The following is a 19,257-nucleotide window of genomic DNA, read 5'->3' on the forward strand; positions in this document are numbered from 1 at the left end:
TCCCCTAGGGTTTCGCAGCATGGAACTGAGTGTGGACACTGACCTGGCCGCCCGGCGGATCGCGGTGATCCAGGAGCACATGGACACCGAGGTCACGCAGGAGTTCGACCTGACGCTGGCGACGTTCGACGGGCACCCGCTGTACGAGATCGTGCCGACCGGGCAGCGGTTCGACGGCGCCGAAGAGGTGATGGCGTACTACGCGCTGACCCGGACCGCGTTCCCGGACCAGCGGCACGACAACGTCCGCTTCCATGCGGCCGCCGACTCGGTGATCGTCGAGTTCGACCTCCTCGGGACCAACCTCGGCGAGTTCTACGGACTGCCCCCGACCGGCAAGGCGTTCCGGGTACCGGTGATCGCGGTGTTCTTCTTCACCGGCGACCGGATCACGCTCGAGCGCGTCTACTTCGACACCGCATCACTGGTCCTCCAAATCGGCCGGCCCGAACTGCTCACCGCGCCGCGCTGATGCGGGTCCACCACCTCAACTGCAGTTCACTCCGCTTCCCGGGCGCGCCGCGTTGTCCAACGCCAACGCGTGAACGCGCGCCTATCGGGGGCTTGCACCCCATGCGGTGGGCTTGAACAAGCTATGACCTGTTCACGCCCACCGCTTCCTGTTCATGCCCCCCGTTGGTGGTCGTACGTCGGCGTGGTTACTCGCCGCTCCGGATACGGCCGGGCCGGTACGGCGGGATGGTTACTCGCCGCTCCGTCCGCGGCCGGGCTGGTACGGCGGGGGTGGTTGCTCGCCGCTCCGTCTGCGGCCGGGCTGGTACGGCGGGGGGTGGTTGCTCGCCATTCCGTCTGCGGCCGGGGACGTGGGTTTGTGGTTGCTCGCCGCTGCGGCCGATTTACAGTGGCGGGTGGCGGGCCCCGGCGCGTGGCTGAGGGGGATGGATCCGTCGGCGACCACAGTTGAGGTTGCCTGAGCTTCCGGGCTGTGGTTGCGGCCAGTAGCAACGAAGCCTGGAAAGTGACCCACCGTGGCGAACGTTCCCACCCAGGCCCCTCGCCCCCTCGGCATCTGGTGGGTTCACCCATCGGCTTGTGGGTTCTGCACCCGCATGAGAGTCCAAAACCCACCACCTCATGGGTTAACCCATCAGATGGCTGAGGCCGGGGGCTGCTTCGGGTGCTGCCGCGCCTGGCAGCCCTCGCTAATTGGTGGATTTTCGTCACCGGGTCCCTAAAACTCGCCAACTAACGCGATCCGGCCCGCACTCCGACCCGCCCGGCCCACTAATTGGTCGATTTTCGTCACCGAGTCCCCAAAACTCACCAATTAACGCGACAGATCCCGCGTTCCGGTCCGGCTGCTCGTTATCCGTGACTTTTTCGGCGCATGGACCCGAAAAACTCACCCATAACGCGGAACATGCCTGCTGCCGGTCGCCCCGTTCGCTCGGTGGAACGTTCTGTCCAAATGCCGACCAGAACCGTCTACTCGGCGCAGATCTTGGACCCCAGCCACAACCCGGAAGCTCAAACAACGGGCACCGCGGTCGCTGACCGCACCATCCCCCTCCGCCAGGCACCGGCGCCGGCCACCCGTCACTGTAAATCGGCCGCAGCGGCGAGCAACCGCAAAACCACACCCCCGGCCGCAGACGGAATGGCGAGCAACCACCCCGCCGTACCCGACAACGCCTCCCGATCCCCAGCCCCCACCATCTCCCTTGGCGCATTTGAAGGGATATCCCCTGAAATGCACCCTTCTCCCCTCGAATTTTCAGGGGAGAAGGGTCAACTTCAGGGGTTATCCGTTCAAATTGCCGGAGGCGGAGGGCGGAGGATTAGGCGTCTGCGCGGAGGCGCGGGGCGGAGTCGGAGGGTGGGGTTAGGCGGTCGGGGCGACGCGGGCGTGGAGGCGGGGCGGGGCGGGCGTGGAGGCGGGGCGGGGCGGGGCGGGGCGGGTCACTGTTGGTGGGTTAGGCGGTCGGGGCGGAGGTCTAGGCGGCGGAGGAGTTGGGCGTTGAGGGCTACGACGATGGTGGAGATCGACATCAGGAGGGCGCCTACCGCGGGCGAGACGAGGATGCCTGCGAAGGCCAGTACGCCGGCGGCGAGGGGGACTGTGATGACGTTGTAGCCGGTGGCCCACACGAGGTTCTGCCACATCTTGCGGTAACTGGCGCGGGACAGGTCGATCACGGAGAGGACGGCGCGCGGGTCGTCCGCGGCCAGTACGACGCCGGCGGACTCGATCGCCACGTCCGTGCCTGCGCCGATCGCGATGCCGACCTCGGCTCGGGCCAGGGCGGGGGCGTCGTTCACGCCGTCACCGACCATGGCGACCTTGAGCCCGCGGGCTTGCAGTTCGCTGACCTTGGCGTCCTTGTCACCGGGCAGTACCTCGGCGAAGACCTCGTCGATCCCCAACTCACTCGCCACGGCCTCGGCCACCTGATGCGCGTCCCCGGTGATCATCGCGACGCGCACACCGCGCCGGTGCAAGGCGTCCACGGCCTGCCGCGACTCCTCGCGCACCGCATCCGCGAGGGCGATCGCGCCCACAACCTGCTGATCGCGCAGTACATGCAGGACGGCCGCACCCTGCGCCTTCCACTCCGCTACGTGTGACTCCAGCTCAGCCGGCTCAGCAACGCCGTACTCGCGAAGCAACGCCGGTCCACCGACGGCCACCTTGTTGCCCTCGACAACAGCCTGTACGCCGCGTCCGGTGAGCGAGGTGAACTCGGTTGCCGTCAACTTGGCGCCGCCGACCCGGACGATCGCTCGCGCCAACGGGTGCTCGCTGTCCGCCTCAACGGCAGCGGCCAGCTCAAGCAGTTCGTCCTGCGTCACGCCGTCGACCGGGGCGGTGCCGATCACGGCGGGCTCGCCCTTGGTCAGGGTGCCGGTCTTGTCGAACAGGACGACGTCGACGGTCCGCATCCGCTCCAGCGCCAGCCGGTTCTTCACCAGTACGCCGGCCTTCGCGGCCCGCTCGGTCGAGATCGCGATCACCAGCGGAATCGCCAACCCGAGCGCGTGCGGGCAAGCGATCACCAACACAGTGACTGTCCGCGTGACGGCCTGATCGAGCTCACCGAGCAATGACCACACGACGAAGGTGATCAACCCGGCGATCGACGCGAAGTAGAAGAGGAAGGCCGCGGCCCGATCGGCCAGCGCCTGCGCACGGGATGACGATGCTTGCGCCTCCGCCACCAGCCGCTGGATCCCGGCCAGCGCCGTATCGTCGCCGACCGCCGTGATCTCGACGCGGAGTGCGTTGTCGGTGGCAACGGTGCCGGCGACCACCGAGTCACCGACTGCGCGCGATACCGGCCGCGACTCCCCGGTGATCATCGACTCGTCGACCTCAGCCTGCCCCTCGACCACCGTCCCGTCTGCGGGCACCCGCCCACCGGACCGAACCAGTACGACGTCGCCCGCCTGCAGCTCGTGCAGTGGCACCTGGATCACGCCGTCGGCGGTCACCTTGTCCGCCTCGTCCGGCAGTAACGCGGCCAGCGCATCAAGCGCGCCGGACGCGGCGCCGAGTGCGCGCATCTCCAGCCAGTGCCCGAGCAGCATGATCACGATCAGGAGCGCGAGCTCCCACCAGAAGTCCAGGTCGAACCCGCCGATGCCGAGCGTCGTCACCCACGACGCCACGAACGCGACCGTGATCGCCATCGAGATCAGCAGCATCATCCCCGGTCGCCGGGAGGTGAGTTCGCCCCAACCACCGGTCAGGAACGGGCGACCGCCGTACACGAAGATCGCCGTACCGAGGACAGGCGCGATCCAGCTCGCGCCCGGGAAGTCCGGCCGCGTGTACCCGAGCAGGTCGGCGAACATCGCGCTGAAGAACACGACCGGCACCGCCAGCGCCAAGCTGATCCAGAACCGGTCCTTGAACTGCGCCGCATGATCCCCATGCCCGGAGTGACCCATCGCCCCCGAGCCCCCACCGTGCCCCGAGTGATCCATAACCCCCGAATGCCCGGCATGCTCCACGTGCCCCGCGTGCTCATCCATACCCACAACATACCCCCAAGGGGTATCCAAATCCACCCTGCCTTCCCCACCCCACGCCTCCAGGGGCAACCCTCCAACTCGAGGGATATCCACCGAGTTGGAGGGTTGTGCGGCAGCAGCCGAGACGGGCGAAAGGACGCCGGGGTTGGGACGCACCCGTGGGACGCCCAGGGGTTGGGACGCACCCGTGGGACGCCCAGGGGTTGGGACGCACCCGTGGGACGCCCGGAGGGGTGGGAGCCCCGGGAGGCGCGGGCTAGAGGGGGTCGATGGTTTCGAGGGACTCGGGGGTGAGTTCCAGCCAGCGGGTGATGCCGATGTCGCGCAGGAACGGTAGGTCGTGGCTCGCGACGACGAGGGCGCCCTGGTACGACGCGAGCGCGTCCTTGAGTTGCGCGACGCTGGCGAGGTCCAGGTTGTTGGTTGGCTCGTCGAGCATCAGCAACTGCGGTGGCGGCTCGGCCAGCAGCAGGGCCGCCAGCGTTGCGCGGAAGCGTTCACCACCGGACAGCGTGCTGACCAGCTGATCCGCAGCCCGCCCGCGGAACAGGAACCGGGCCAGCCGCGACCGCCGTTCCTGGTTCTCGATCGCGGGCGCCAGCAGCCCGACGTTGTCCACGATCGACAGGTCGTCGCGGAGCAGGTCGAGCCGCTGCGGCAGGTACCGGAACGGAACCGCCGGCAACGACCCACTCGTGATCGAGTCGAGCAGCGTCGTCTTGCCTGCACCATTCGGCCCGGTCAACGCGATCCGCTCCGGACCCCGAATCTCCAGATCCACCAGCGCACCAGTCCGCAACTCATGCTCCGAGAGCCGCAGCACGACCCGACCAGCCGGTACGGCGGTCTTCGGCAGGTCGACCCGGATGGCGTCGTCGTCGTGGACCTTCGCCTCCGCGTCAGCCAACGCGTCCTGCGCCGACTCCAGCCGATCGGAGTGCATCCCGATGTGCTTCGCCGCCGACACCTGCGCGCCACGCTTCAGGTTGCCGGCCACGATCTTCGGGATGCCGCCCTTCTCGAACGCCCGCTGACCCCGCGCCATCCGCTGGTCGGTCTTCATCCGCGCCTCGATCAGATCCTTCTTCTGCTTGCGCAGATCCGATTCGGCCGCCCGCACCATCCGCTCGGCCGCCTCCTGCTCAACCGCGACTGCCTCCTCGTACGCCGACAGGTTGCCGCCGTACCAGGTGATGTCGCCCTTGCGGAGGTCGCCGATCTGGTCGACCCGGTCGAGCAGCTCACGGTCGTGGCTGACGATCAGCAACGCACCACGGAACTGGTCGACAGCGTCGTACAGGTGCTGTCGCGCCCGCAGGTCGAGGTTGTTGGTCGGCTCATCCAGCAGCAGTACGTCGGGTCGCCGCAGCAGTTCGGCGGCCAGGCCGAGCAAGATCGTCTCGCCGCCGGACAGTTCACCGACGGACCGATCGAGACCGATCGAACCGAGGCCGAGCTTGCCGAGCAACGCCTCGGCGCGTTCGTCGGCATCCCACTCGTCGCCGACGATCGCGAAGTTCTCCTCCGAGGCATCGCCGGACTCGATCGCGGTGATCGCCTGCCTGATCGCGTCGATGCCGAGCGCCTGATCGACGCGCAGCGAGGTGTCCAGCGTGAGGTCCTGCGGCAGGTAGCCGAGCTCGCCACTCACCCGGATCGTCCCGCGTTGCGGGGTGAGCCGGCCGGCGATCAGCCGGAGCAGCGTGGACTTGCCGGTGCCGTTGCGCCCGACCAGGCCGGAGCGAACCGGGCCCGCGACGAAGCTGAGCCCGTCGAACAGCACGTCGCCGTCGGGCCAGGCGAAGAAGAGGTCCGTACAGGACAAGGAATAACTACTCATCAGGTGCACTCCCAGAGGTCTTCGAAGGAGACCGCACCATCCCGGGATCCGGGCAGCGGTCATCAACAGCAGAAGAAAGACCTCAGTTGCGCAACCTGCACCCCTGTCGTCGGGAATGTGACACCACAGAGCTTACGACCCACCTTGAGCACCGATCAACCGCATTTCGGCGCGCCCCGTGACCGAGCCGTGCACAAGGTGCCTCAGGCAACGAGTTAGGGGGCTTGGCGGAGCCAGGTTTCGACGCCGGCGATGTGGGCGGTCATCCAGGCGCGGGCGGCCTCGGCGTCGCCGAGCTCGATCGCGTCGAGGATCGCGCTGTGCTCGGCGAGGGTGCGTTCGACGGCGCCGGCCTGGGTGACGCCGCGCCAGATCCGGGCCCGCTGGGTCGCGCCGGAGATCCCGTCGAGCAGCGAGCAGACGACCTGGTTCCCGGTCGCTTCGGCGATGCCGCGGTGAAAACGCAGGTCGTTCGCGACCAGATCCTCGACTCCCGCATTCGGCGGTAGGTCGGCACACAGTTGCCGCAGAGCCGACAACTGCTCGGCCCCGATCCGCGCTGCCGCGAGAGCAGCCACGCCGGGCTCCAGCAATCGCCGTACCTCGAAGAACTGCAGCACCGAGTCGTCGCGATGCAGGTCGACCATGAAGTTCAGGGCATCCAGCAGATGCGCCGAGTCCAGACTGGTCACATACGTACCGTCGCCGTGCCGGACGTCGAGCACGTTCACCAGCGTCAGCGCCTTGACCGCCTCCCGCAGCGAGTTCCTCGACAACCCCAGCCGCGCGGCCAGATCCGCCTCTTTCGGCAACCGGTCCCCCGGCCCCAGCTCCCCCGAGGTGATCATCCCTTTGATCTTGACGATCGCCTCATCCGTCAGCGCCATTGCGTCAGTATGCCGCTATGAGCACTCCTGGGTACTCCGGCAAGCCGCTGGCCGCGAAGCTGGGAATCAAGCCCGAGCACACAGTCCTGGTCGACAACGCTCCGGACGGGTTCGCGATCGAAGGACTCCCGGCCGGTACGACGGTAGTCCGGCGAACCGGGCGGACGCCGTACCCGGTGGTCCTGATGTTCTGCCCGGATCGGGCCCGGCTGGCGAACCGGCTGCCGGTCCTACTGGCGCGGACCGAGACCGCGGGGATGATCTGGATCGCGTGGCCGAAGCGATCGTCCGGCGTACCGACCGATCTGGACGAGAACGGGATCCGCGAACTCGCGCTGCCGCTGGGGATCGTGGACGTGAAGGTGTGCGCGATCGACGCGATCTGGTCGGGACTGAAGCTGGTCCGGCGGAAGGCCAATAGGTAGCGATTGGACTGATCCAGAGGGTGAGCTTCACCACATCTTCACAATTGTTCACACTTCACCCACGGCACCAGGCCGGTTGCATACAGTGGCCATTCACGCTCAGCAACGTCACCCGAAGTGACCGTCCGGGCGGCCGGAATCCCACCTGTACAACGAGTCCGGCAGTTGATCACAGGTTCGCCCCGGCCGTCCAGACCAACCGGAGTGACGACCCCGCTGAAACACCTGCCAGCACGGTGTTTCAGACTTCGGGTGAGCGCATCGCCGGGTCCCGACCACTTGGCACACTGGTCCGGTGATCCCGGGCTGTGGAAGTCACCGCCGTGCTATTAGCCTTGCCTCGGGAACCAACCCATAACTGCGCCAGTCATAACCCGCGGTATCTGACCCGAGATCGGAAGAGGCGAACTGCCCAGTGGCCACCGAGCCATCAGACTCAAATCCCCTTGCAGCCTTCGGTGCGAACGAATGGCTGGTCGACGAGCTGTACGAGAAGTACCTGCAGGACCCGAACTCGGTGGATCCGGCGTGGCTCGACTTCTTCAAGACGTACACGCCTGAGGCTGACGCGAAGCCGGTGACGACTGCCCCGGCCGACGCCCCCAGGCCCGATGCCGTGTCGGACAACAAGACGCCCGAGGCCCCGAGCCGCGGCAGTGCGCCGTCCGTGCCCGCCTCGAACCAGCCCGCAGCGGCCGCCGCCCAGGCGTCCGCGCCGGTCGCCAAGCCCGCCACGCAGCCCGCGCCGGCCCAGGCCGCGTCTGCCGCCCCCACCGGAGGAACGGTGAACCAGCCGCCGAAGGCGCAGGCCAAGCCCGCGCCCGCCACCAGCACGGACGCCGAGCGGAAGATCCTCCGCGGCGCGCCCGCGCGGACCGCGCAGAACATGGAGACCAGCCTCACGGTCCCCACCGCGACCAGCGTCCGCCAGGTGCCGGTCAAGCTGCTGATCGACAACCGCATCGTCATCAACAACCACCTCAAGCGCGCTCGCGGCGGCAAGATCTCCTTCACCCACCTGATCGGGTGGGCGCTGGTGAAGGCGCTCAAGACGCTGCCCGAGATGAACGCGTCGTACGACGAGACCGACGGCAAGCCGACCTACGTCCAGCCGGCCCACATCAACCTGGGTCTGGCCATCGACATGGCCAAGCCGGACGGCACCCGGCAACTGCTGGTGCCCTCCATCAAGGCGACCGAGGACATGACGTTCGCGGACTTCTGGATGGCCTACGAGGACGTCGTCCGCCGGGCCCGCGACAACAAGCTCGCGCTGCCGGACTTCCAGGGCACCACGATCAGCCTGACCAACCCGGGCACCATCGGCACCCAGCACTCGGTGCCGCGGCTGATGACCGGCCAGGGCTGCATCATCGGCGTCGGCGCGATGGAGTACCCGACCGAGTACCAGGGTGCGGCCGAGGAGACGATGGCCAAGCTCGCCGTCTCCAAGGTCATGACGCTGACCTCGACCTACGACCACCGGATCATCCAGGGCGCCCAGTCGGGTGAGTTCCTGCGCCGGATCCACCAGCTGCTGCTCGGCCAGGAGGGTTTCTACGACGAGATCTTCCAGAGCCTGCGGATCCCCTACGAGCCGATCCGCTGGGCCGCCGACCTCCCGCACAGCCACGAGGAGGACATCAGCAAGCAGGCCCGGATCCTGGAGCTGATCCACGCCTTCCGGGTGCGCGGTCACATCATGGCCGACACCGACCCGCTGGAGTACAAGCAGCGCAGCCACCCCGACCTCGACGTGGCCACCCACGGCCTGACGCTGTGGGACCTGGACCGCGAGTTCGCCACCGGCTCGTTCGGCGGCGACCGGCGGTTCATGAAGCTGCGCGAGATCCTCGGCATCCTGCGCGACTCCTACTGCCGGACCACCGGTATCGAGTACATGCACATCCAGGACCCCGAGCAGCGCAAGTGGCTGCAGGAGCGGATCGAGCGGCCGCACACCAAGCCGCCGCGCGAGGAGCAGCTCCGGATCCTGGCCAAGCTGAACGAGGCCGAGGCCTTCGAGACCTTCCTGCAGACCAAGTACGTCGGCCAGAAGCGCTTCTCGCTCGAGGGTGGCGAGACCACCATCCCGCTGCTCGACGAGCTCTGCGAAGAGGCGGCCGGCGCCGGTCTGGACGAGGTCGTCATCGGGATGGCGCACCGCGGCCGGCTGAACGTGCTGGCCAACATCGTCGGCAAGTCCTACGGGCAGATCTTCCGTGAGTTCGACGGCAACATCGACCCGCGGACCGTGCAGGGCTCCGGTGACGTGAAGTACCACCTGGGCGCCGAGGGCGAGTTCGTCTCCGAGTTCGGCGACAAGATCAAGGTGTCGGTGGCGGCCAACCCGTCGCACCTGGAGACCGTCGACCCGGTGCTCGAGGGCATCGTCCGGGCCAAGCAGGACATCCTCGACCGCGGCGCCGCGTTCCCGGTGCTGCCGGTCCTGGTCCACGGTGACGCGGCCTTCGCCGGTCAGGGCGTGGTGGCGGAGACGCTGAACCTGTCCCAGCTGCGCGGCTACCGCACCGGTGGCACCGTGCACGTGATCGTCAACAACCAGGTCGGCTTCACCACCTCGCCGGCCTCGTCGCGCTCGTCGATGTACTGCACCGACGTCGCACGGATGGTCCAGGCCCCGATCTTCCACGTGAACGGCGACGACCCCGAGGCCTGTGTCCGGGTCGCCGACCTGGCCTTCGAGTACCGCCAGGCGTTCAACAAGGACGTCGTCATCGACCTGGTCTGCTACCGCCGCCGCGGTCACAACGAGGGCGACGACCCGTCGTTCACCCAGCCGCTGATGTACGACCTGATCGAGCAGAAGCGTTCGGTCCGCAAGCTCTACACCGAGGCCCTGATCGGCCGTGGCGACATCACGGTCGAAGAGGCCGAGCAGGCGATGCGGGACTTCCAGCAGCGGCTCGAGCGGGTCTTCACCGAGGTCCGCGAGGCGAAGAGCCAGCCGGACACCCCGGCGCCGTACGTGACCGTCCCGGTCTACCCGGACAAGCCGGAGGGCCCGGACGCGACCGCGACCACGCCCGAGGTGCTGAAGAAGATCGCCGACGCGCACACCACGCTGCCGGAGGGCTTCACCGTGCACCCGAAGGTGCTGCCGCAGCTGCAGCGCCGGGCCGCGGCCATCACGCAGGGCCCGATCGACTGGGCCTCGGCGGAGATGACCGCACTGGGTTCGCTGCTGCTCGCCGGTCGTCCTGTCCGGCTCGCCGGTCAGGACAGCCGTCGCGGCACGTTCGTCCAGCGGTTCGCCGCGGTCATCGACCGGGTCAACGGGCAGGACTACGTCCCGCTGCAGAACCTGGACGAGAACCAGGCGAACTTCCACGTCTACGACTCGCTGCTCAGTGAGTACGCCGCGCTCGGCTTCGAGTACGGCTACTCGGTGGCGCGGCCGGAAGCACTCACCCTCTGGGAAGCGCAGTTCGGTGACTTCGTGAACGGTGCCCAGTCGATCATCGACGAGTACATCTCGGCCGGTGAGGCGAAGTGGGGCCAGAAGTCGGGTGTCGTGCTGCTGCTGCCGCACGGCTACGAGGGCCAGGGCCCGGACCACTCGTCCGCCCGGATCGAGCGGTTCCTGGCGCTGTGCGCCGAGAACGCGATGACCGTGGCCCAGCCGTCCACGCCGGCGTCGTACTTCCACCTCCTGCGCCGGCACACGCTCGGCGAGGAGCACAACCCGATGATCGTCTTCACGCCGAAGCAGCTGCTGCGGCGCAAGGAGGCGGTGTCGCAGCCGGAGGAGCTCACCCACGGCACCTTCCGGCCGATCCTCGGCGACGCCGAGGCCGAGGCGACCGCGAACACCGTCGAGCGGGTCATCCTCTCGTCGGGCCGGATCTCCTACGACCTGCTCGCCGAGCGCAAGAAGATCGAGCCGGACAAGATCAGTACGGCGCTCGTCCGGATCGAGCAGCTCTACCCGCTGCCCGCCGAGGAGATCGTCGCCGAGCTGGCCAAGTACCCGAACGCCACCGAGATCCGCTGGGTCCAGGACGAGCCCGCGAACCAGGGCCCGTGGCCGTTCATGGCGCTGAACCTGACCGAGCACCTCGGCGGCAAGCCGTTCTACCGGGTCTCCCGGCCGGCCATGTCGGCGACCTCGGTCGGCTCGATGGGTGCGCACACGGCGGAGCAGCAGACGCTGCTGAAGCAGGCCTTCAGCTGACGTGTACTTCACTGACCGAGGGATCGAAGAGCTCGAGGGCCGGCGAGGCGAGGAAGACGTCTCGCTGGCCTGGGTGGCCGAACGGCTGCGTGAGTTCGTCGACCTGAACCCCGAGTTCGAGACCCCGATGGAACGCTTCGCCACCTGGCTCGCCCGCCTGGACGACGAAGACGACTGAGCTAGCCTGATCGAATGCCCTTCGCCACCCACCCGGTACGCCGGGTCGCTGCGGCGGAGGGCATTTCGCTGTCCGGCTCCTGGCCGCACACGATTCCCGCCGTACGGCAGGTGCTGACCGACGGCCTGGACCTCGATCCCGGCGTCACGTTCCTGGTCGGTGAGAACGGCGCCGGCAAGTCCACTCTGGTCGAGGCGATCGCGATTGCGTTCGGCATGTCTCCTGAGGGCGGCTCAACCAACGCCCGCCTCACAACGCGGGCAACCGAGTCACCGCTGTCCGGTCAGCTGCAACTCACTCGCGGCGCAGGCGCACCCCGTTGGGGCTTCTTTCTGCGCGCCGAAACCATGCACGGCTTCTACACCTACCTCGAGCAGAACCCCGGCGCTTCCGGCGATCCGAACTTCCACGAGCTCAGCCACGGCGAGGGCTTCCTCGAGATCCTCCGCAGCCGCTTCAACAGCCCCGGCCTCTACTGCCTCGACGAGCCGGAGTCGGCTCTCTCCTTCGCCAGCAGCCTTGCCCTGGTCGGTGTCCTCTCCGAACTCGCTGTTGGTGGAGCCCAGGTCCTCTGCGCGACCCACTCCCCCGTGATCGCAGCCCTCCCCAACGCCACGATCCTGGAGGTCGGCGAGTGGGGCATCCGCCGTACCGACTGGGAAGACCTCCAGCTCGTCCAGAACTGGAAGTCCTACCTCCAAGAGCCCGCGCGCTACCTGCGCCATGTCCTCTAGTCGGTGTGCGGGGGCCTGGTACGGCGGGGTGGGTCGGGGGCCAGCGAGCCGTCGGGGGCGATGTGTTCGAAGATCTGGTCGACGAGGTTGAGGACGTGCGGGTCGTCGACGGTGTAGATGTGCCGGCGGCCTTCGCGGCGGGCGGTGATGATGCCGGCCAGGCGGAGTTTGCCGAGGTGCTGGCTGGCGGTGGCGATACTGACGCCGACGCGGTCGGCCAGGGTGCCGACGTCGTACTCGCCTTGGGCCGCCAGGGCAACCAGATGCAGCCGCACCGGGGCGGACAGCATTGCGAAGGTACCGGCGGCGGATTCCAGCTGGGCCTTCGTGGGTTCGGGATACGTCGTCATCGCGCAGTCATTGTGACCGGTGAACGGGCCGTGCAGTAGCCCGCCGGGCCGTGGTGAGGACGGTCTCACACTTTCGCAATTGCGAAAGTATCAAAACGGTGGCAGGCTGGAACCATGTTCAGAGCGCTTCGCCCAGTGCTGATGCTGCTGCTGGTGGCGGTTCCCGCCGTCACGCTGCGGCTGGCCGGCATCCACCCGCCGGCCCTCGTCTCGATGCTGGTCTTCGGGCTCGCGGTCGTGGCCGCGTCGTTCGTGCTCGCCTGGGCGGCCGAGGCCGCGGAGGTGGACATCTCCGGCGGCCTGGCGATCGCGCTGCTCGCGGTGATCGCCGTCCTCCCGGAGTACGCGGTGGACCTCTACTTCGCGCACACCGCCGGGAGCAACCCCGACTACGTGCAGTACGCCGCCGCCAACATGACCGGCTCGAACCGGTTGCTGCTCGGCCTCGGCTGGTCGAGCGTCGTACTGATCAGCCTGTACGTCGCCTCGCGGCGCAGCGGGCGAACCGTGAAGGAGCTCGTTCTCGAGTCGGGGTACCGTCGCGAGCTCGGTTTCCTGGCGATCGCCGGTGTGGTCGCGTTCGTGATCCCGGTCACCGGCGAGATTCACCTGGCGCTCGGGATCGCGCTGCTCGCGTTCTTCGCCTTCTACCTGTACCGCGCCGCCGTCTCCGGGCACGACGAGGAGCCGGACCTGATCGGCCCGGCCGCGCGGATCGGCGGGCTGCCGACCGTGCAGCGCCGGATCGCGGTGATCGGGATGTTCGTGGTCGCTGCCGTGGTGATCCTGGCGTCCGCCGAACCGTTCGCCGACTCGCTCGTGCAGGGTGGTCAGGCGCTGGGGATCGACCAGTTCCTGCTCGTCCAGTGGCTGGCGCCGTTGGCGTCCGAGGCGCCGGAGTTCATCGTCGCGATCCTGTTCGCCTGGCGCGGCAAGGGCGCGGCAGCACTCGGCCTGCTGATCTCGGCCAAGGTGAACCAGTGGACCCTGCTGATCGGCAGCCTCCCGATCGCCTACGGCATCGGCGGCGGTCCATCGGCCCTGCACCTCGACGGCCGGCAGATCGAGGAGTTCCTGCTCACCGCCACCCAGACGCTGCTCGGGATCGCGATCCTGCTGAACCTGCGCTTCCCCCGCTGGGCCGCCTGGACGCTACTCGGCCTGTTCGCGATCCAGTTCGCCGTACCGGGTCAGACCGGCCGCTACATCCTGAGCGCCCTCTACCTCGTGCTCGCGATCATCGCCGTGATCCGCAACCGCCACCACCTCGCCGTCACCCTCCGAGCCCCCTTCCGCAAGCCCGAGGCCACCGCCCGCGACGACCGCGAACTCGTCGACGCCTGACCACCCCCATTTCGTGGGCCGGCCCATCCCGTTGTGGGTGGGCCAGCCGCATGCGGTGGGTCCACCCGCACTCCGGTGGGTCAGCCCATCAAATGGAACGAGCTCGCACCCGAAATGGGACGAGCCCGCACCCGCGAGACGGGGGTGCGGGCGAGGGTGAGGGTCAGCTGGCCTGCTGCTCTTCGACGGTGACGATGCGGGTACGGCGCTCCTGCGGGCCGGGGCGGCCGCGGCGACGTCCGGAGAGGAACTTCTCGCCGGCGGCGGTGCCGGTGAACTTGGTCCGGCGGGCCCATTCGCGGCACTCCTCGAGCACCGGGCAGGAGGTCAGGCAGATCGCCTGCGCCTTGCGCTGCTCCCACTGGCTGGCGCTCTCGTCGTACGACGGGGCCTGGCCGACGCACGCGGCGCGGCTCATCCAGTTGTCGGCGGGGTCGACGATCACCGTCAAAAGCGGCCTCATGGGCACTCCTGCTCCTCATCGATCGGGCGGATCGAATCCGCAAGGGGTTTCCCGGCGGTAGGAACAGCGTGCGTCACGTGCGTTGCCTCGGTGCGACGCGAATGTTTCCGGCATGAAACGTCATGTCCGGACGAGACGGATCTCCCACAGATCGAAGAACTCGTCGTGCAGCCGCTCACCGTCCGCCACGAAGCCGTGCCGTCCGTAGAACCCCAGCGCCCGCTCGTTGTTCTCGAACACCCAGAGGTACGCCGGATCCTTGCCGACGGCAACCTCCAGCAGCCGCCGGCCGAGCCCGGTCCCCCACCAGGCCTGCCGGGTGTAGATCGCCTGCAGCTCCAACGGCGCCGGTGAGTCCTCGTCCCGCCCCGGACTGCTGATCGCGAACCCGGCCACCCGCTCCCGCACATCCACCGCAGGATCTGGATTGATCGCGAGCCAGCGGGTATGCCCTTCCGCGAGCGCCTGGGTCCAGCGCTCGATCCGCCGCTCCACATTCGCGGTCCGCTGGGCCAGGAGGTCGGCCGGCGCGAGACCGGCGTACGCCTCCTGCCAGCACAGCAGGTGACACCAGGCGGCGGCTTCGGCATCGTCGACGGTCGCCTGGCGGATCTCCGGAGTCATGTCAGACAGTGAAGACGATCTTCCCGAATACGTCACCCGAATTGAGCTTCGCGAACCCGTCCCGCGCCTCGGCCAGCGGCAGCACGGTGTCGATGTGCGGCTCGATCCCGGCGTTCGCCATGAACTGGACCAGCTGACTCAGCTCTGTCCGCGTGCCCATCGTCGATCCCTGCACCCTGAGCTGCAGGAAGAAGATCCGGTTCAGCTCAGCCGACTTCGGCGCCTGCCCACTCGTCGCGCCCGAGATCACCAGCGTGCCGCCTTGCTTCAGCGACTTCATCGAGTGCGACCAGGTGGCCTGCCCGACTGTCTCCATCACCGCGTCCACCCGCTCCGGCAGCCGCGCGCCGGACTCGAACACGTCGTGCGCGCCGATCTCCAGCGCCTTCGCCCGCTTCGCCTCGTCCCGGCTGGTCGCCCACACCCGGATCCCGGCCGCCCGCGCCAGCGTGATCAGCGAGGTCGCGACCCCACCACCCGCACCCTGGACCAGCACCGTGTCCCCCGGCTTCAGGTCCGACTGGGTGAACAACATCCGGTACGCCGTCAGCCAGGCGGTCGGCAGACATGCAGCCTGCTCGAAGCTCAACCCAGCAGGCTTCGGTACGACGTTCCGCGCCGGCACGGATACCTTCGCGGCCAGCGTCCCGTCGTACCGCTCACTAAGCAACGAGCGCTTCGGGTCCAGCGTCTCGTCTCCGTGCCACCCCGGATCCGAGATCACCGCATGCACCACGACCTCATTGCCGTCCGGATCGACCCCCGCCGCGTCACACCCGAGGATCATCGGCAGGTTCGCCTCCGGCAGCCCCACGCCCTTCAAGGACCACAGGTCGTGGTGGTTCAACGCCGACGCCTTCACATCGATCGTCACCCACCCGTCCCGCGCCTCCGGCTCCGGCCGCTCCCCCACCTCGAGCGCCCCCACCGGATCCTCGGCATCGAACCGCGCAGCATAAGCAGCAAGCATGCAAACCACCCTAGTTTCTCGAGCCCACCCCCACACTCCCCTCCCGTCCTCCATTTGCCTGGCTAGGCACTCAAATCGGGGGTTCCGCACTCTGAATCACGGTGGAGAACCCCCGATTTGCCTGGCGAGCCAGGGAAATCGGGGTCGGGAGAGAGGTGGGGTTAGGGGCGGGCTACGTGGTCGGTGTGGGCGGCGGTGGCGACTGCGGCGGCTACGGCGGGGGCGACTCGCTCGTCGAAGGGCGAGGGGATGATGTAGTCGGGGCGGAGGTCGGCCTCGGAGATCAGGCCGGCCAGGGCCTCGGCGGCGGCCAGCTTCATGCCTTCGGTGATGCGGGAAGCGTTCGAGTCGAAGGCGCCGCGGAAGATGCCGGGGAACGCCAGCACGTTGTTGATCTGGTTCGGGAAGTCCGAGCGACCGGTCGCGACGACTGCGGCGTGCCGGTGTGCGATGTCGGGGTGCACCTCGGGGTTCGGGTTGGCGAGGGCGAAGATCATCGCATCCGGCGCCATCCGCGCGATCGCTTCCTCCGGCACCGTCCCACCCGAGACACCGATGAAGACGTCTGCACCGTCCAACGCGTCCACGAGCCGACCCGACAGGCCGCCGGTGTTCGTGTCGCGGGCCAGCGACAGCTTCACCGGGTTCAGGTCCGCCCGGTCCTCATGCAGCACGCCCTTCGAATCAACGACCGCGAGGTCACCCACACCGGCCTGCAGCAGGATGCGTGCACACGCCACTCCGGCCGCACCGGCTCCCGAGATGACCACCCGGATGGCGGAGATGTCCTTGCCCGTGACCCGGAGCGCATTCCGAAGAGCAGCCAGTACGACGACCGCCGTACCGTGCTGGTCGTCGTGGAAGACCGGGATGTCGAGGCGCTCCTTCAGCCGGCGCTCGATCTCGAAGCAGCGCGGTGCGGAGATGTCCTCGAGGTTGATCCCGCCGAACGACGGCGCCATCCGCACGACCGTCTCGACGAACTCGTCCACGTCTGTGCAGTCCAGCGCGATCGGCACCGAGTCGACGCCACCGAACTCCTTGAACAGCAGCGCCTTGCCCTCCATCACCGGCAGGGACGCGGTCGGCCCGATGTCGCCAAGACCCAGTACGGCGGTTCCATCCGTGACGACTGCGACCACGTTCGAGCGCCACGTGTAGCGGCGGGCCAACGACGGGTCCTCGGCGATCGCCGTACAGACTCGGGCGACGCCGGGCGTGTAGGCCTTGGACAGCTCGGCGGCGTCGGTCACGTGCACCGAGGACGTCACCTCGATCTTGCCGCCGCGGTGCAGCTCGAAGACCGGATCACCGCCATAAGGATCGAACGCGGCGGGATCGGTGACAACAGCAGAAACAGGTTGGGCGACCATGACAAAACCCCTCAGGGAGTGTGCGAACAAGACTGGGCGCGCCCGACGTTGATGCGTCGAAACGGCGCTGTTTCCAGGGGGTCACCCGTGCTGATCGAGTAAACCACAGCGCTCACTGGTCTGCTGTGAGCGGCCCCACACCTATAACGATCACGGCGAACTCCCGGCCGGGAACTCCCCGCTGTGCCAGGATTCGAGAATTCACACCCCTGCCGAGGAGTCATCGCGATGAACATCGTCCGCAAACACCGCCGGCCCCTGGCTGCCACGGCCGCCGCCGTCCTCGCGCTCTCGCTGGCCGCCTGCGGCAACGGCTCGGGCAGCGGGGGTTCCGACGACAAGGCGAAGGCCGCCGGGATCGAGCTGGTGAAGTCCGGCACGCTGACGATCTGCACGCACCTGCCGTACAAGCCGTTCGAGTTCAAGGACGGTACCAAGGTCGTCGGCTTCGACACCGACCTGCTGACGTTGCTGGCCGACGACCTCGGACTGAAGGTCGACGTGATCAGCATCGAGTGGGCCCAGGTCACCTCGGGCGCCGCGTTCAAGGCGAAGAAGTGCGATGTCGGCATGGGCGCGATGACGATCAACGAGCCGCGCAAGGCCGCGCTCAGCATCACCGACCCGTACATGGACGCGACCCAGGTGCTGCTGGCCAAGAAGGACTCCGGCATCAGGAGCCTGGCCGACCTGCGCGGCAAGAAGCTCGGCGCCCAGGGCGACACCACCGGCAAGGACTACGCCGACAAGTACGCCAAGGAGAACGGTTACACCGTGATCCCGTTCAACGACCTGGCCCTGCAGATGAACAACGTCAAGTCCGGCCGGGTGGCCGCCGCGATCAACGACAACGGCGCGATCTACGACTTCGTCAAGGACAACCCGGACCTGGCCGTCGTGACCGAGTTCGACACCGGTGAGCAGTACGGCTTCGCCGCGCTGAAGGACGGCAGCGGGCCGAAGGTCGTCGCCAAGTTCAACGAACTGCTGGCCAAGGCGAAGACCGACGGCAAGTACAACGAGCTCTACAAGAAGTGGTTCGGGGTTGAGCCGAAGAAGTGAGTACCCCCACCGATACCGTCGTCCGTAAGGGGCTGAGCCCGCGCAAGCGGGCCCAGCGCTCGCGCCTGGTCCAATACGCCGTTCTCGTCGTCCTGCTCCTGATCGCGCTGTTCAGCGCCGACTGGGGCCAGATCGGCTCGGTGTTCTTCAAGCCGGAGTTCATCAAGTCGACCTTCCAGGACGGCGTCCTGCAGGCTCTCGTCAAGACGGTCGAGTACACGGCCGGCGCGTTCGTGATCGGCCTGGCCGGTGGCACGGTGCTGGCGCTGATGCGGCTCAGCAGCGTCGGTCCGTACCGCTGGATCGCGACCGCCTACATCGAGTTCTTCCGCGGTCTGCCGGCGATCGTGGTCTTCATCGCGTTCAGCCTGCTGCCGCTGGCGTTCGAGGGCATGACGATCCCTCTCGACCCGTACGGCGTTGTCTGGCTCGCGCTCGGGATCGTCGCCTCGGCGTACATGGCCGAGGTGATCCGGGCCGGGATCCAGGCCGTACCGAAGGGCCAGATCGAGGCGGCCCGCTCACTGGGCATGTCACCCGGTCTCGCGCTGCGCAAGGTCGTCCTGCCGCAGGCCTTCCGGATCGTGCTGGCGCCGCTGACCAACGACCTGATCCTGCTGGTCAAGGACTCCTCGCTGGTCTTCATCATCGGGGTCGCGGCCGACGGCTACGAGCTGACCGGATTCGGTCGCGACCTGGCCAACACGTACTCGAACCTGACCCCGATCGTGGTCTGCGGCTTCTGCTACCTGATCATCACCCTCCCGCTCGGCATCCTGGTCCGCCGGCTCGAGGCCCGCTCAGAGAAGAGCCGCTGAC

Annotated in this window: 16 protein-coding genes; 8 read left to right on the forward strand and 8 right to left on the reverse strand. The window is 67.9% G+C overall.

The features are described 5' to 3' along the window. Positions 1–19: 19 nt before the first annotated feature. Complete coding sequence (locus ACFVWG_RS31970; RefSeq protein WP_391547178.1) at positions 20–472, forward strand: ester cyclase; 453 nt, start codon at positions 20–22, stop codon at positions 470–472. A gap of 1,448 nt (positions 473–1,920) precedes the next feature. On the opposite strand, the gene ACFVWG_RS31975 is transcribed toward ACFVWG_RS31970, so the two are convergent. The 3 genes from ACFVWG_RS31975 to ACFVWG_RS31985 form a co-directional block, all read right to left on the reverse strand. Beyond that, on the reverse strand, positions 1,921–3,993 hold the full coding sequence (locus tag ACFVWG_RS31975; protein WP_391547179.1) for a copper-translocating P-type ATPase: 2,073 nt from the start codon (positions 3,991–3,993) through the stop codon (positions 1,921–1,923). A 256-nt stretch (positions 3,994–4,249) separates the two neighbouring features. Continuing rightward, positions 4,250–5,833: an ABC-F family ATP-binding cassette domain-containing protein gene (locus ACFVWG_RS31980; RefSeq protein ID WP_391547180.1), complete on the reverse strand. Its 1,584-nt coding sequence runs from the start codon at positions 5,831–5,833 to the stop codon at positions 4,250–4,252. Positions 5,834–6,048: 215 nt separating this feature from the next. Beyond that, positions 6,049–6,720 carry a FadR/GntR family transcriptional regulator gene (locus ACFVWG_RS31985; protein WP_391547181.1) on the reverse strand — a complete coding sequence of 224 codons (672 nt, stop codon included), beginning with the start codon at positions 6,718–6,720 and terminating at the stop codon, positions 6,049–6,051. A gap of 17 nt (positions 6,721–6,737) precedes the next feature. On the opposite strand from ACFVWG_RS31985, the gene ACFVWG_RS31990 reads away from it, so the two are divergent. The 4 genes from ACFVWG_RS31990 to ACFVWG_RS32005 all read left to right on the forward strand — a co-directional run bounded on the left by ACFVWG_RS31990 (position 6,738) and on the right by ACFVWG_RS32005 (position 12,252). Continuing rightward, positions 6,738–7,145 (forward strand): DUF3052 domain-containing protein, encoded by a 408-nt coding sequence (locus tag ACFVWG_RS31990; protein ID WP_391547182.1) that lies wholly within the window; start codon positions 6,738–6,740, stop codon positions 7,143–7,145. Between the two features lie 415 nt (positions 7,146–7,560). Beyond that, complete coding sequence (locus ACFVWG_RS31995) at positions 7,561–11,340, forward strand: multifunctional oxoglutarate decarboxylase/oxoglutarate dehydrogenase thiamine pyrophosphate-binding subunit/dihydrolipoyllysine-residue succinyltransferase subunit (protein ID WP_391547183.1); 3,780 nt, start codon at positions 7,561–7,563, stop codon at positions 11,338–11,340. Between the two features lies 1 nt (position 11,341). Continuing rightward, positions 11,342–11,518: a DUF6104 family protein gene (locus tag ACFVWG_RS32000; RefSeq protein ID WP_171676625.1), complete on the forward strand. Its 177-nt coding sequence runs from the start codon at positions 11,342–11,344 to the stop codon at positions 11,516–11,518. A 14-nt stretch (positions 11,519–11,532) separates the two neighbouring features. Beyond that, on the forward strand, positions 11,533–12,252 hold the full coding sequence (locus ACFVWG_RS32005; RefSeq protein WP_391547184.1) for an AAA family ATPase: 720 nt from the start codon (positions 11,533–11,535) through the stop codon (positions 12,250–12,252). Here the strand turns inward: ACFVWG_RS32005 and ACFVWG_RS32010 are convergent. Next, positions 12,249–12,602, reverse strand: a complete 354-nt coding sequence (locus tag ACFVWG_RS32010) for an ArsR/SmtB family transcription factor (protein ID WP_391547185.1) — start codon at positions 12,600–12,602, stop codon at positions 12,249–12,251. The two genes, ACFVWG_RS32005 and ACFVWG_RS32010, sit on opposite strands and share 4 nt — an antisense overlap. 114 nt (positions 12,603–12,716) lie before the next feature. On the opposite strand from ACFVWG_RS32010, the gene ACFVWG_RS32015 reads away from it, so the two are divergent. Further along, on the forward strand, positions 12,717–13,946 hold the full coding sequence (locus ACFVWG_RS32015) for a sodium:proton exchanger (protein ID WP_391547186.1): 1,230 nt from the start codon (positions 12,717–12,719) through the stop codon (positions 13,944–13,946). 163 nt (positions 13,947–14,109) lie between these two features. Here the strand turns inward: ACFVWG_RS32015 and ACFVWG_RS32020 are convergent, their stop codons facing one another. The 4 genes from ACFVWG_RS32020 to ACFVWG_RS32035 form a co-directional block, all read right to left on the reverse strand. Beyond that, positions 14,110–14,409: a WhiB family transcriptional regulator gene (locus tag ACFVWG_RS32020; RefSeq protein WP_391547187.1), complete on the reverse strand. Its 300-nt coding sequence runs from the start codon at positions 14,407–14,409 to the stop codon at positions 14,110–14,112. A 120-nt stretch (positions 14,410–14,529) separates the two neighbouring features. Further along, positions 14,530–15,033, reverse strand: coding sequence for a GNAT family N-acetyltransferase (locus tag ACFVWG_RS32025; protein ID WP_391547188.1), 504 nt, complete (start codon positions 15,031–15,033; stop codon positions 14,530–14,532). Position 15,034: 1 nt separating this feature from the next. Next, positions 15,035–16,003 (reverse strand): zinc-binding dehydrogenase, encoded by a 969-nt coding sequence (locus ACFVWG_RS32030; protein WP_391547189.1) that lies wholly within the window; start codon positions 16,001–16,003, stop codon positions 15,035–15,037. A gap of 161 nt (positions 16,004–16,164) precedes the next feature. After that, positions 16,165–17,376, reverse strand: coding sequence for an NADP-dependent malic enzyme (locus ACFVWG_RS32035; protein WP_391547190.1), 1,212 nt, complete (start codon positions 17,374–17,376; stop codon positions 16,165–16,167). Between the two features lie 228 nt (positions 17,377–17,604). Between ACFVWG_RS32035 and ACFVWG_RS32040 the strand changes: the two genes are divergently transcribed. Both ACFVWG_RS32040 and ACFVWG_RS32045 read left to right on the forward strand, forming a co-directional pair. After that, positions 17,605–18,438, forward strand: coding sequence for a transporter substrate-binding domain-containing protein (locus tag ACFVWG_RS32040; RefSeq protein WP_391547191.1), 834 nt, complete (start codon positions 17,605–17,607; stop codon positions 18,436–18,438). Further along, positions 18,435–19,256: an amino acid ABC transporter permease gene (locus ACFVWG_RS32045; RefSeq protein WP_391547192.1), complete on the forward strand. Its 822-nt coding sequence runs from the start codon at positions 18,435–18,437 to the stop codon at positions 19,254–19,256. The genes ACFVWG_RS32040 and ACFVWG_RS32045 overlap by 4 nt, the downstream gene beginning before the upstream one ends. Position 19,257: the final 1 nt, after the last annotated feature.

This window comes from Kribbella sp. NPDC058245 (assembly GCF_042882005.1).
Lineage (GTDB): Bacteria > Actinomycetota > Actinomycetes > Propionibacteriales > Kribbellaceae > Kribbella.

Coding starts and splice junctions, on each gene's coding strand:
- ACFVWG_RS31970 (WP_391547178.1), top strand. CDS start 20: ATGGAACTGAGTGTGGACACTGACCTGGCCGCCCGGCGGATCGCGGTG.
- ACFVWG_RS31975 (WP_391547179.1), bottom strand. CDS start 3,993: ATGGATGAGCACGCGGGGCACGTGGAGCATGCCGGGCATTCGGGGGTT.
- ACFVWG_RS31980 (WP_391547180.1), bottom strand. CDS start 5,833: ATGAGTAGTTATTCCTTGTCCTGTACGGACCTCTTCTTCGCCTGGCCC.
- ACFVWG_RS31985 (WP_391547181.1), bottom strand. CDS start 6,720: ATGGCGCTGACGGATGAGGCGATCGTCAAGATCAAAGGGATGATCACC.
- ACFVWG_RS31990 (WP_391547182.1), top strand. CDS start 6,738: ATGAGCACTCCTGGGTACTCCGGCAAGCCGCTGGCCGCGAAGCTGGGA.
- ACFVWG_RS32005 (WP_391547184.1), top strand. CDS start 11,533: ATGCCCTTCGCCACCCACCCGGTACGCCGGGTCGCTGCGGCGGAGGGC.
- ACFVWG_RS32010 (WP_391547185.1), bottom strand. CDS start 12,602: ATGACGACGTATCCCGAACCCACGAAGGCCCAGCTGGAATCCGCCGCC.
- ACFVWG_RS32015 (WP_391547186.1), top strand. CDS start 12,717: ATGTTCAGAGCGCTTCGCCCAGTGCTGATGCTGCTGCTGGTGGCGGTT.
- ACFVWG_RS32020 (WP_391547187.1), bottom strand. CDS start 14,409: ATGAGGCCGCTTTTGACGGTGATCGTCGACCCCGCCGACAACTGGATG.
- ACFVWG_RS32025 (WP_391547188.1), bottom strand. CDS start 15,033: ATGACTCCGGAGATCCGCCAGGCGACCGTCGACGATGCCGAAGCCGCC.
- ACFVWG_RS32030 (WP_391547189.1), bottom strand. CDS start 16,003: ATGCTTGCTGCTTATGCTGCGCGGTTCGATGCCGAGGATCCGGTGGGG.
- ACFVWG_RS32035 (WP_391547190.1), bottom strand. CDS start 17,376: ATGGTCGCCCAACCTGTTTCTGCTGTTGTCACCGATCCCGCCGCGTTC.
- ACFVWG_RS32040 (WP_391547191.1), top strand. CDS start 17,605: ATGAACATCGTCCGCAAACACCGCCGGCCCCTGGCTGCCACGGCCGCC.